Origin of the sequence: Clostridium oceanicum, from assembly GCF_039521385.1 — a bacterium.
Taxonomy (GTDB): domain Bacteria; phylum Bacillota; class Clostridia; order Clostridiales; family Clostridiaceae; genus Clostridium_F; species Clostridium_F oceanicum.
On record NZ_BAAACG010000013.1, the window covers coordinates 298,696 to 312,180 of the forward strand.

At 27.0% G+C, this 13,485-nt stretch carries 8 protein-coding genes; 5 read left to right on the forward strand and 3 right to left on the reverse strand.

Annotation, left to right across the window (positions count from 1 at the left end):
- Positions 1–55: 55 nt before the first annotated feature.
- Both ABDZ71_RS15325 and ABDZ71_RS15330 read left to right on the forward strand, forming a co-directional pair.
- Positions 56–1,135, forward strand: a complete 1,080-nt coding sequence (locus ABDZ71_RS15325) for a cell wall-binding repeat-containing protein (protein ID WP_343762909.1) — start codon at positions 56–58, stop codon at positions 1,133–1,135.
- A gap of 225 nt (positions 1,136–1,360) precedes the next feature.
- Positions 1,361–2,572 carry an N-acetylmuramoyl-L-alanine amidase gene (locus ABDZ71_RS15330; protein WP_343762911.1) on the forward strand — a complete coding sequence of 404 codons (1,212 nt, stop codon included), beginning with the start codon at positions 1,361–1,363 and terminating at the stop codon, positions 2,570–2,572.
- Positions 2,573–2,778: 206 nt separating this feature from the next.
- Here the strand turns inward: ABDZ71_RS15330 and ABDZ71_RS15335 are convergent, their stop codons facing one another.
- From ABDZ71_RS15335 to ABDZ71_RS15345, 3 genes are all read right to left on the reverse strand, one after another.
- Positions 2,779–3,297 carry a Gx transporter family protein gene (locus ABDZ71_RS15335; protein WP_343762913.1) on the reverse strand — a complete coding sequence of 173 codons (519 nt, stop codon included), beginning with the start codon at positions 3,295–3,297 and terminating at the stop codon, positions 2,779–2,781.
- A gap of 139 nt (positions 3,298–3,436) precedes the next feature.
- Positions 3,437–3,823 (reverse strand): NusG domain II-containing protein, encoded by a 387-nt coding sequence (locus ABDZ71_RS15340; protein WP_343762914.1) that lies wholly within the window; start codon positions 3,821–3,823, stop codon positions 3,437–3,439.
- 37 nt (positions 3,824–3,860) lie between these two features.
- Entirely contained in the window at positions 3,861–4,886 is a 1,026-nt protein-coding gene (locus ABDZ71_RS15345; protein WP_343762915.1) for an FAD:protein FMN transferase, read from the reverse strand.
- 400 nt (positions 4,887–5,286) lie between these two features.
- On the opposite strand from ABDZ71_RS15345, the gene ABDZ71_RS15350 reads away from it, so the two are divergent.
- From ABDZ71_RS15350 to ABDZ71_RS15360, 3 genes are all read left to right on the forward strand, one after another.
- Positions 5,287–6,309 (forward strand): cell wall-binding repeat-containing protein, encoded by a 1,023-nt coding sequence (locus tag ABDZ71_RS15350; protein ID WP_425544722.1) that lies wholly within the window; start codon positions 5,287–5,289, stop codon positions 6,307–6,309.
- 524 nt (positions 6,310–6,833) lie between these two features.
- Positions 6,834–9,818, forward strand: coding sequence for a cell wall-binding repeat-containing protein (locus ABDZ71_RS15355; RefSeq protein ID WP_343762918.1), 2,985 nt, complete (start codon positions 6,834–6,836; stop codon positions 9,816–9,818).
- Between the two features lie 465 nt (positions 9,819–10,283).
- Entirely contained in the window at positions 10,284–13,466 is a 3,183-nt protein-coding gene (locus tag ABDZ71_RS15360; RefSeq protein ID WP_343762920.1) for a leucine-rich repeat protein, read from the forward strand.
- The last annotated feature ends 19 nt before the right edge of the window (positions 13,467–13,485 follow it).

The window sequence follows — 13,485 nt, forward strand, 5'->3', positions numbered from 1 at the left end:
TAATTTAAATGCTTAGTAATATTAATTTATTAGTTGTTTATGAGGAGGAATATTAGTGTTTTTGAAAAACAAGAAAATACTTGTAGCAATAAGTCTTGTGGTTTTAGTAGCTATGGTAACTTTAGGTTTAAACTTTGAAAAAGCAGAAGCTGCTAAAATAAGTAGAATAAGTGGTAGTGATAGAATTGAAACTGCAAACACTGTATCAAAAGAAATATTTGGAAAATCAGATTCTGTTATATTAGTTAATGGATATGGATATGCAGATGCAGTATCAGCAGCACCCCTTTCAAATTTGTTTCAAGCACCAATACTTTTGACTTATAATAGAGGCAGTATTGAGACTAATGTATTAGATACAATTAAATCATTAGGTGCAAAAAAAGTCTGCATAGTAGGAGGCGTAGGTGTCGTATCTTCTACTATTGAAAATAGTTTAAAATTAAAAGGATATATAATAGAGCGTTATGCTGGTATAGATAGATATGAAACTAATGTAAAGGTAGCAGAGAAAATATTAGAGTCAAGTCCAACTACTGATACTGCAATATTAGTAAATGGACAAGATAGTTATGCAGATGCTTTATCTGTAGCATCTATTTCAGCTATTAAGAGATATCCAGTATTATTTGGGAATAAGGAAAATGTTCCAAGTGTTATAAAAAATAATAGTAAAATAAAAGAACGTAATCTGAATGTTTTAGCAGTAGGGGGTTCAGGAATATTACCTGATAAAGTAGTAAATTCAATAGGTGCAGTCAGAATTACAACTGGAGATGATGCTAAAAATAGATTTACTACAAATATTGCAGTTTTAAAATATTTTCAAACTAAAGGATTAGATTTTAATAATGTTTATATAGCTACTGGAGGATATTCAGGAACAGTAGGGAATACTTTGTTTGCAGATGGACTAGTAGCGTCAGCTGCAGCTTCAAAAACTGGTGCTCCATTAATATTAAGTGGACAAGCATTATCAGGAAGTGATGCTTTAAAAGCAGAAAATTTTATAAAGGATAATATTTTACAATCTTCTAATGTATTTATTATAGGCGGAGAAGGTGCAATATCAAAACAAATAGAAGATAGATATATAGAAACGGTAGGAGATTTCAAGGTAATTTCAATAGATTAAATAAACTTAAAAATAGAAAGAAAATATTTATATAGACCATTTAGTAGCCAGTATGATTTTTACTGGTTCTTTTTTATATAAAAAATTGGTTAAAATTATTTAATTTTACATTATTTTCTGATATCATTAAGTATATATTACAACGTATAAGCATTCTACTGATTTTATAATATTTATTTGAATGTTTACTATATTGTATATTATAAGAGGAGGCGTATTATTATTATGTTGAGTAATAATATAAGAAAAAAAAGTTTTGTAGTATTATTTTTAATGTTATTTATGTGTATTTTTTCTTATAAAACAGTTTATGCACAGTCTATAACAAAAGATTTAGGGGTAAAAACTAATGTTGATGTAGATCATTCATGGGATGTAAGATTTAACAGGAATGTGGATGAGAGTAAAGTAAATAAAGAAAATATAAAAGTTACAGATTCTTTGGGAAAAGAGGTAGAAGTAAAATTAGCTACCCAGGGTAAAATAGTAAAAATAACTCCAGTAAATCATTATAAATATGGTGAAACTTATAATATTAATGTGCAAAATGTAAAGAGTACAGATAAAGAAGAGTTATCTCAAAGTGTACATATGAAATTCACAGTAAAAGAAGATACATCTAAAGATATAAAAACAATAAATGATATAAATAAAACAGTATATAAAGATGATAAGTATACTTTGCCAAAAACTGTACAAGTAGTACTTAATGATGGATCTAAAAAATCAGTACAAGTTACATGGAATTCTAAAAGTGTAGATACTTCTACAGTAAGAACTCATGTTTACTCAGGAACAGTTAGCGGCTATAATGGAAAAGTGAAACTTATATTAAGCGTAAAAGCAAGATCTAAAAAAGCAGTTACTATATGTATAGATCCAGGTCATGGAGGTCGTGACTCAGGAGCAATAGGATATAGTGGTACTAAAGAGAAAGATATAAATTTAGCAGTAGCTAAAAAATTAGGAAATACATTAGAAGAGAGAGGAATAAATGTAGTATATACTAGGAAAAGTGATATAGACCTAATACCTGAAATAACTCCATATGATGATGCTCCAGATTTACGAAAAAGGTGTGATATATCTAATGAATGTAAAGCCAAATATACTATAAGTATACATTGTAATTCTTATGGTGATCATGATGTTAATGGAACAGAAACATTTTATTTTCCTGGAAGCGTTGAAGGTCAAAAATTAAGAAGAGCTGTACAAAAACATATAGTAGAAGATTTAGGGAATGTATATAGAGTTAAATATGATGGTTCACATCTATATATTATTAAGCATACTAAATACCCAACAATTCTTACAGAACTTGGATTTTTAAGTAATCCAGAAGAAGAGAAAAAATTAAATACTCATAGTTATCAAACTAAATATGCCAATGCTATAGCTAAAGGTGTATTTGATGTTTTAAATATGAGTTATTAAAATAAATAAAAAGTAAGAATACTTTTAAATAAGTAACTCAGATTTAATAGGAAATTTAACAAAAAATCCTAAAAATAATATGTTAGACAAGCTATTTAAATAAATTTTAAAAATCCTAAATCATTTTCCTAATATGCGTATTAAGAAAATAATTTAGGATTTTTAAGTGAAGTGAAAGGTTTTCTATAAATATATGCTTTGAAAGTTTATTTTATTTCTTTAAACATATTTACTTTTGATAAGTTTTTTTCTACGAATTTAGCACATAGTCCTATAAAGTAGCCAGTTACTATAGCAGATACTAAAAGAGCAGGAAGATATATATATATTCTAAAGTCTTTAATTATAAAAGAAGCTACAAGAAGTTGTCCTATATTATGAAAAACTGCTCCAATTAAGCTTACTATAGATAAACTAAAATATTTTTTAAATTTGGTATAGAGAACTATCATAACTATATTACTTAAAATGCCGCCGGCTATGCTAAACATAAAGGCTGACATGCTTCCCATAAACATAGAACCTAAAAGTGTCCTTAAAAACATTACAAGTAGGGCTTCTTTGCCTCCTACCATAATTAAAGTTACAAGAGATATTATATTTGCAAGTCCTAGTTTTATTCCAGGAAAAAGTACAGGAATTTGTGATTCAATTATATATATTACCAGGGCAATAGACACCATTAGACTTAAAAATATCATCTTTTTTGTATTTTTATTATTCATAAATAACCATCCAATCTATTTAAATAAAGGTTTAATATTAAGGTAAATAATCAAAGATCCATTTAATCACGAAATTTATCAATGAACCTAAACTACTAGAGTATTATATTATAATTATATTTTAGTAGAAATAAAAATACTAATAAGAAACCTCGTCTACTTCAGAATTATTGCTTTCTATTTTTATTATAAGTTTGTGAGGAAGGCAAGCAGAAGTCTCACCAGGTTTAGTAAGCCATCCAGTTTTTACACATATTTTATCAGGACAAGTAGATTTTGAAAACCTAATTCTATTAGGTTCTAAAGCTACAGTATTATAATCTTTATCTTTATAATATATATTGAAAGTTTCTTTTTTCTTTACTTTAGATAAATCTATTCTTTTAATTACTTTTCCATCTTGTTTTATAATAGCCATAGGATGGTCTGTAGATTTTTGAGTGTATTTAAATATTGCTACACCAAGTGTACTTATAATAAGCATAACTCCAATAACTATTAAAGCAATTTTGTCTCCTTTTTTCATTTATATCACCTACGTAAATTATTTTATTTAAATTTTTTTAATTAAGCTTGAAACTTGTATTACTTAATTTAAAATTATCTTTAAGTCCAGAAGTTAAGTATACTTTTTTATTTTTAGTTACAAAGATAGCTTCTACATTATCTAAACTTTCTATGAGTTTAATTCCTTTATCAAGACCTAAAGCAAAGGAGCTAGTAGATAGTGCATCACCATCTATAGATTTATCTGATATTATAGATACACTTAAAAGACCAGTTTCAGCAGGATAGCCTGTCTTAGTATTAAATATATGATGATATCTTTTTCCGTTCTTTTCAAAGAATCTTTCATAAGTACCAGAAGTTACAATAGATTTATCCTTTGTAGATACAATTCCTAGATAATCTCCACGAGGTTCTAATGGGTTTTGTATTCCAATATTCCAGTTAGCATGTTTTTCAGGATTTTTACCAAGAACATATAAATTTCCACCTAAATTTATAAAAGCAGATTCTATATCATTTTTTAAAAGAACTTTTTTTATTTCATCGGCAGTATATCCTTTTGCAATTCCACCTAAATCTATAGCTTGATTTTCATTTTTTAATTTAACATAAGAATTTTTAGAATCTAATATTACATCGTTATAGTTTATATAAGAAACTTTATTTTTAATTTCAGATTCAGAAGGTACATGGGCTTTATCAGTACCAATACCCCAAAGTTTTACTAAAGGTTCAACTGTTATATCAAAAGCACCAGAAGTTTTTTTACTGTAATTTATACTAGATTTTATTACATTAAAAGAATCCTTACTTATTTTAGTGAATTTTTTTCCTGCATTTTTATTTATAGTTGAAATTTCACTAGATGTTATATTAGTAGACATCTTTTTTTCAATATCTGATATGCGTCTTACAGAATCTTCTAGAGCTTTGTCAGCATTTTTGCCATAGACTTTAAGTTTTACTATAGTACCCATAAGAAAAGTTTCTGTTTCTTTTGGTTCTAGTTTTTTCGTGCATCCTGAAAAAACTAACAGAGAAAAACATAGAAAGATTATTGTTAATTTTTTTAGTTTCATTTTATCGCCACCTTTATATAAGTCACACTAAAATAAATAACTAGTTAATTTTAAATCTATTATTCATTTTAATATAGCTAAATATGTAAAATTATTTCAATTAAAACTTTAAACAAATATGTATACATTATATTATTATATAGGTTATGTAGGGCTTGTTCAAATAAATAAAGTTAAAGATATAATTACTTTTAGATTATAGTTAAAAGTAGTAAATTATTTCAATATACAAAGGGCTTATGTTTAAATGTAAAAAATATTTTATAACTATTTTACATTTATGATATAAAAATTTGGAAAAAGTTAACGAATAATATAATAAAGAAAGATAGGAGGGATATTAGTGTTTTTGAAAAATAAGAAAATACTTGGAGTAATAAGTCTTGTGGTTTTAGTAGCTATGATAACTTTAGGATTAGACTTTGAAAAGGCAGAAGCTGCTAAAATAAATAGAATAGAAGGCCACAGTAGGATTGAAACAGCTAATAATGTAGCTAATCAAGTTTTTGGAAAATCAGATTCAGTTATATTAGTAAATGGGTTAGGATATGCAGATGCTGTATCAGCAGCACCGCTTTCAAACTTATTTCAAGCACCAATACTTTTAACTTGCAATAATGGTAATTTAGAAGCTAATGTATTAGCAACAATCAAATCTTTAGGTGCCAAAAAAATCTACATAGTAGGTGGAACAGGAGTTGTATCATCTAGTATTGAAAATAGTTTAACATCAAAAGGATATACTACTGAGCGTTATTCAGGTCAAAATAGATATGCAACTAATGTAAAAGTAGCAGAGAAAATATTAGATTTAAGTCCTAATACAAAGACTGCTATATTAGTTAATGGATTAGATAGTTATGCAGATTCTCTATCAGTTGCATCTATTGCAGCAATTAAAAAATACCCAGTGTTATTTGCAAACAAACAAAACGTTCCAAATGTTATAAAAGATAACGCTAAAATTAAAGGACGCAATTTAAAGATTTTAGCAGTAGGAGGAGAAGGAATATTACCAAATAAGGTAGTAAGTTCTGTAGGAGCAACTAGAATTACAAGTAAAAATGATTCTAAAAATAGATTTACTACTAATCTTGCAGTATTAAAATATTTTGAAAATAAAGGATTAAACTTTAATAATGTTTATATAGCTACCGGAGGATATTGTGGTTCAGTAGGAGAAACTTTATTTGCAGATGGATTAGTAGCATCAGCAGCTGCTTCAAAAACAGGAGCACCATTAATACTAAATGGTAAAGCAGCTTCAGAGGAAGATACTTCAAGAGCAGAGGAATTTATGAAAGATAAGATATCAAACTCTTCTAATATATATATTATAGGAGGAAAAGGAGCAATATCTCAAAAAACTGAAGATAGATTTAGAGAAAGTGTAGGAGATTTTCAAGTTATTTCTATAGATTAAATTTTATTAATAGAATGGATTAACAGATTTAATAAGAATGAATACTAAATATAGTATTCATTCTTATTTTTTATGAATTTTTAGTAAACTAATATAAAAAAATTTATATATATGAAGGTATTTAACAAAATATGTAGAAATCAGTATGAATAAAGAATAAATTACATTTATATACTTATAATGAATTTAATATATTTTAATATAAATAATAGATTATATACATAAAAATATAAAAAAAGGAAAATAATTTGTCGAATATAAAAGAAAAAAGAAATAAAAACGGTTATTATACATATTTTTGTAAAAAAATAATTAAGTTACAATAAAATTAATATATTGAAAAAAGTACAACTTATGATATATAATGAAATATGTAATAAATATGGAAAGAATTATATTGCTATGTTATAATTGAACATAGTTGGTTAATTTATATTTAAATAACATAAATTAGTAAGTATTAGTTTAATTAAATTTTTATATATTATAAATAATTATCCATAATATTGAGGAGGGTATACTAAATGAACAAGAAAAGCACAAGAGCACTAGCAAGTGCTACAGTACTAAGTTTAGTTTTAACTACTGTAGTAACAACTGCAAATGTTAAAGCAGCAAAAGGTGAAATAACAAGACTAGGTGGAAGAACTAGATATGCAACAGCAGCACAAGTTGCTAAAGAAAACTGGAAAAATGGAGCAGAAAATGTAATACTAGTTTCAGGTAATGGAATTGCAGATGCTCTAGGCGCATCAGTATTAGCAGAAAAAATGGATGCACCAATAATTTTAACAGGATCTAATGAATTAGATGCAAAAGCAAAAGAAGCATTAGACACTTTAAAGCCTAAAAATGTAATAGCTATAGGTGGAGAAGGAGTTTTATCAAAAGGTTTAGTTAGTGGATTAGAAAAATCTTATAATGTAACAAGATTAGGTGGACAAAGCAGATTTGATACAAACTTAAAAATAGCTAACTACTTAGTAGAAAAACAAGGCGTAAAAGCTGACGAAGTATTCGTTGTAAACGGAGGCGTTGGTCTTGCAGATGCTTTAACTATGGCACCTGTTGCAGCATCAAAAGGAAAAATACTTTTAATAGTAGGTAAAGATAAAGCAAATGCTGAAAATGCAATTAAATTTGTAAAAGATCATAAATCAAAAGTAACAGTTGTTGGAACTGATAACATGGTTACAGATGAAGTTTACAAACTATTAGGAGCATCTAAAAGAGTAGATGGTGGTCATGATAGATTTGCTACTAACTTAAAAATATTAGATGCTTTTAAAGTAGCAGGAGAAAAATTATACGTTGCAAATGGTATAGGTCAAGATCCTATAGATGCTTTAGTTGCATCAGCTTTAGCAGGTAAATATAATTCACCATTAGTTTTAACTGCTGGCAAGGATACAAGCTATACTAAAAATGCAATTAATTATATAGATAAACATGCTAATGAAAAAACTGATTTAAATGCAGTAGGTGGAGAAATTGCTGTACCTAACGAAGTTGTTGAAGCAATCAACAAAGCAGTTAAACCAGAAGTAAAAGAATTAGCAGTTCAATCAATAGAAGCTGTTAACGCAAAAGAAATGAACGTAACATTTAATAAAGCAATTGATAAATCAACAGTTTTAAATGAAAAAAATGAAGTTCAAAATATAGATTTAACTCTATTAGGTGAAACTAAAGAATCACAAGAAGGAGTTAAGGGTAGGTTATCAGAAGATGGTAAAGTATTAACTCTAGTAGCTAAAGATAGTTTTAAAGCTGGAAAATATTTAGTTGAAGGTAAGGATATAGAAGCTAAAAAAGTTGAAAAAGAAGAAAAGACTGAAACTATTAAACCTTTCAACAAGATTATAGAAGTTAAAGCTGATACTGTAAGACCTACTATAGTTGGTACTGAAAAAATTAATGCAGGTAAAGTTAAAGTTAAATTTTCTGAACCAATAAAAGAAGTAGGTACTGCAACATTTAAATATGTAGATGGTACAGAAGTTAAGGGTATTACAGGAACTTTATCAGCAGGAAACTCAGAAGTAGAATATGTATTAGGTAATGATGTAGAAGCTGGAAAAGATATTGTTGCAACATTTAATGGACAAAAAGACTTTGCTGACAATTTAATAGCTCCAACACCTGCAACTGTTAAATTTAGAAAAGGTGAAAAAGATGGAGTAGCTCCAAAAGTAGCTGACATAAAAGTTTTAAGTTCAACTAAATTTGAAGTTAAATTCTCAGAAGAATTAATAGAAAATCCTATAATAAAGGTTAGCGGAACAGAAGTAGCACCTGAAAATGTTAAACAAGATAGTAAAGACAAAACAAAATATGTTTGTACATTAGGTACTGCTGCTAAAGATCTTACTAAAGTTACAGTAGATGAATATACAGATCTTTCAGGAGAAAAAGGAAAAGAATATTCAAAACTTGAAAACTTTACAATAAAAACAGTAGCTCCAAAAGTTGTATCTACTAAATATATAAAAGCTTTAGATAAAGTTAGCAAAGAAAATAAAGAATATGTAGAAATAACTTTTGATAAAGATGTTGTGTCTAATGATAAATTAACAAAAATAGTTGTTAAGGGAAATCATGTTAAAGATTATGTAACAACACCTGTTAATAAAGAATTAAATAAAGCTGATTTAATAGCTGTTGAAGGAAATAAGAAAGCTTTAAGAATCGAAGCTAAAAAAATAGCTGACATAGAAGGTGCAGTTTATGATTTAACATTAGAAGGCTTCGAAGGTGATACTATATCACCATTAATCAAAGGTGATGCAGCATCTTCAGATGCTTTGAAAATATCTTTCACTAGAGGGATAGATGAAGAAGTTGCACAAAGTAAAGGAGAACCAAAAGTAGTTACTGATGGTGTAGTTGTTGATAATAATGATAAAATAACAATTACTTTTGATAAAGAATTAGATGGTAAAACTGCTACTGATGCAAGTAATTATAAAATTGAAAAAGCAGTAGTTGAAAAAGCTACATTAAGACCTGCAAAAGATGGTAAGCAAAATGTTGAATTAACAATTAAATCAGGATCAAATACATTTAATGGAGATCGTTACATCTCAATCTCAGGTGTTAAAGCTAAAGGTGGAGACGTAATGAAAGATTACAAAAAAGTAATTACTTTAGAGGAAAATGTACGTCCTACAGTTAAAGAAGCTAAATTAACTGATAACAATAAGTTAATTTTAACATTTAGTGAAGATATGAAAGCAGATTCAATTGTAGAAGATGAAAAAAATATTGCAGTTGATTTTGATGTATATGTAGGAGATACTAAAAAGGAAGGAACTCTTACAGAATCAAAACTTGATGCAGATAAAGATAATGATAAAGTAAAAACTATAACTATAACTATAGATGATGCTCACAAGTTCACAGCTGAGGAAGTTAAAAAAGGAATAGTTATAAAACCTGCAAAAGGTATGAATGCAATAGATTCAAACGGAAATGCTTTAAACTTTACTTCAATATCACTTGCTAAATAGTAATTTAGAATAATCTAAATTTAAGAGAAGGAAGGATTTCCTTCCTTCTACTTAATTTAAATAAATGAGCGGATTTAATTAATTGGCATTTGAGAAATGACAAAACATATCTTTAAACATATCAAAACAAATTCATATTAAAATCATAAAATAGTTTGATCATATCACAAACTGAAAACTAAATAAGCATACCAAAAGCTATTGAAAAGTATCTAACTTTTCAATAGCTTTTTTAATATACAGAATTATAAATAGTTTTAGTAAATTTATTAAGTTAAAAGTAATTAGATTAAATAAATAGTGTCTATGATAGTGTGTGATTTTATTCTTCCTGATTATTTAGAAATATTATAATTCTATTATTTAACTATAGTTAAAAACAATAGATAATATGTAATATTATAACTTAATAAAATGAAATATGTGGTAAAATTTACTTGGATGTTACATATTAGGGGGGGTATTATGAAAAATAAAAGAATTTTAACCAGTACTACACTTTTGAGTTTAGTATTGGCTACTTCAATAGCAAGTACTAGTGTTAAAGCAGCAAAAGGAGAAGTAGAAAGGCTAGGAGGACAAAACAGATACGAAACATCTTATAAAGTTGCTACGTCTAATTGGGAAAAATCAGATAAAGTAATACTAGTATCAGGTGAAGGTTACGCAGATTCATTAAGTGCTGCTGTTTTATCTAAGAAATTAAATGCACCAATAATTTTAACAAGCTCAAAAAAACTAGATGAAAATGCAAAGAGAGCATTGAAAACGTTAAAAGCTAAAGAAGTTTATGTTATAGGAGGAGAAATATCAGTTTCAAAATCTATAAGAGAAGAACTTAAAAAAGATGATTATAAATTAGTTGAATTAGGAGGTAAAAATAGATTTGAAACTAATCTAGCTGTAGCTAATTATTTAGCTGATGATTTGAAATTTGATACTAGCAACGTATTAGCTGTAAATGGTAAAGATGCATTCTCAGATGCACTATCAGTAGCATCAATTGCAGCTTCTAAAGGTCAAGTGCTTTTGATAACATCTAAAAATATAAATGATGTAAAATTAGCAGGAGAATTTGTAGAAAAGCATAAGTCAAATGTAACAGTTGTAGGTACAGAAAATTTAGTTCCAAAAGAAATTTTAAATGTTTTAGGAGTTTCAGAAAAAAATAGAGTAAATGGTGGAGCTAATAGATTTGAAACTAATTTAAATGTATTAAAGCATTTTAATATTAAATCCAATAACTTATATGTAGCTAATGCAAGAGGAGAAAGATATGCAGATGCATTAGTAGGTTCAGCACTAGCAGGAAAATTTGGAGCTCCTTTAGTTTTAACTGATACTAAAGAATCTAAATCAACAAAAAATGCCATTGGATTTATAAAAGGATATGTAAAAAATAATAAAGATGTAGAAATTAAAACATTAGGTGGAGAAAAAGTTATGCCTAATGAAGTTATAGAAAAAGTTAATAATGTTTTAAAAGAACAAGGAAAAGAAGAAAGTGAAAAAGATATTAATAAGGAAAATACAAATGATGACAATGATAAAGGAAGTTCAAGTAGTTCACAAACTACAGGAAATACAGGAGATTCACAAGCTACAACTAATAAAGATCAAAAAGATTTTCAATTTTCTAATGGTAAGATTACTGGGTATAAGGGGAATAAAACAAAAATAATAATTCCAGATATAATTAATGGTGAAAAGGTTACTTCTATAGGAAATCAGGCTTTTATGAAGAAAAACTTAACATATGTAAAGATACCAGATACAGTAGAAATAATAGGAGAAGAAGCATTTCGTCATAATTATTTAACCTCTATTGATATTCCTAAAAGTGTTACTACTATCAAAGAATCAGCTTTTAATGGTAATAAACTACAATCTTTAGTTATACCAGACAGTGTTACAAAATTAGAAGCAGGAGCTTTTACACTTAATGAAATATCAAGTTTAAAACTTTCCAAAGGTTTAAAAACTATACATACTGCTTTTGGATATAATAAATTAACTACTATAACTATTCCAGAAGGGGTTACGAGAATAGATGATATGACTTTTAGTGATAACCAATTGGTTGAAGTTAAATTACCTAGTACTTTACAGTATTTATCCGGGTTTAATAATAATAATTTTAAATCTATAATTATTCCTAAAAATGTTAAAGAGTTAGGTAAAAAAGCATTTGCTAGAAATAAGATATCATCAGTTATAATTCCTGGAAATGTTAAAGTCATAGGAGTAAGTGCATTTCAAAACACATGGCATGATACTTTTTTAACTTCTGTTACTATTGAAGAAGGTGTTGAAAAAATAGATCGAAATGCTTTTTCACTGAATCATTTAAAAGATGTTAGAATTCCAAGTAGTGTTAAAGAACTTGCTTTAAATGCTTTTCACAATAATTTAGGTTATGATGGGGTAGTTCATTTATTTACACCTGATTATAAAAATCCAAACAAATTAGAAGAATATAAATATCATATTTTTAATCCTTCCAAATTAACTGTTAAATATGTATTTGCAGATAAAATTTTAAAAGAGGAAGAATTGTGGAAAAACCCAGCAACAGAAGAATATTTTCATGTAGGAGATAAGTCTGTAGAAATAACTCCTAAATATCAGGATAATCAATATGAGTTACAAAATAATTCTGTAAGAAAAATTGATTTAGATAATGAAAATAATGAGCTTATAGTTAAATGTAAGAGGAAGGATATAAAAGAAGAATTAACAATTAAATCAATAAATCAAGTAGCACCAGTGGTAGTAGATTTTGGAACATCTAAAGATGAAGTAATGAGTAAACTACCAGAAAAAGCTTTTATAGTTGATTCTAACAATGATAAGCATGAAGTAGAATTAAAATGGATACTTAATAAACAATATACTGAAAATAAATCGGGACAATATACTGCAGTGGCAAATTTTAACCTTCCAGAAGGAGTATCTCAAGGAGATCCTGAGTTAAAATTAGAAGTTAAAGTGAATATACTAGTAAAAGAAAAAATAGAAAACATAGAAAATAAATGGACAGTTAAAGATTTTAATTTTGAAGGAACAACCATAACTGGTTTTAGTGAAAAAGGAATAGAAAAATTAAAAAATAATAAAAGTTTATTTTTACCTAAAGTTAATGAAAAAGGTGAAACTATAACAAATGTTGGAGTAAAAGCATTTGAAGGTAGGGGATTAACTAGTTTAGTAATTCCAGAAGGGTTAAATAGCTTCATAATTAATACAAATGCTTTTGAAAAAAATGAGTTAACTAGAGTATTTATTCCAGAAGGAGTAAAAGAAATAGATGCAGATGCATTTAATTCAAATAAGTTAAAATATGTAGATTTTCCAGGAACTTTAAAAAAAATAGGTAATCGAGCTTTTGCTAACAACCAATTAGTTTCTGCTACTTTTTCTAAGGACACAGAAAATATAGCATTAGATCGCTTTTCTTTTTATAATAACAAATTAACATCTATAACTATACTTAAAGAAGTACTAAAAATACATGAAGAAGCTTTTAAAGATAATACAGCTTGTTCTAGTGATGGTAAAGTTCATATTTTTACACAGGGATTTGATCCAAATGATTGTAATCAATGGTTTCCAAATTCAGATTACCACAAAATAATTTCTTTAAGTTAAGTGGTTATTTTAAAATATA

Bases quoted from the DNA above. Each gene is read 5' to 3' on its own strand.
- ABDZ71_RS15330 (WP_343762911.1), top strand. From the start codon at position 1,361: ATGTTGAGTAATAATATAAGAAAAAAAAGTTTTGTAGTATTATTTTTA.
- ABDZ71_RS15335 (WP_343762913.1), bottom strand. From the start codon at position 3,297: ATGAATAATAAAAATACAAAAAAGATGATATTTTTAAGTCTAATGGTG.
- ABDZ71_RS15340 (WP_343762914.1), bottom strand. From the start codon at position 3,823: ATGAAAAAAGGAGACAAAATTGCTTTAATAGTTATTGGAGTTATGCTT.
- ABDZ71_RS15345 (WP_343762915.1), bottom strand. From the start codon at position 4,886: ATGAAACTAAAAAAATTAACAATAATCTTTCTATGTTTTTCTCTGTTA.
- ABDZ71_RS15350 (WP_425544722.1), top strand. From the start codon at position 5,287: ATGATAACTTTAGGATTAGACTTTGAAAAGGCAGAAGCTGCTAAAATA.
- ABDZ71_RS15355 (WP_343762918.1), top strand. From the start codon at position 6,834: ATGAACAAGAAAAGCACAAGAGCACTAGCAAGTGCTACAGTACTAAGT.
- ABDZ71_RS15360 (WP_343762920.1), top strand. From the start codon at position 10,284: ATGAAAAATAAAAGAATTTTAACCAGTACTACACTTTTGAGTTTAGTA.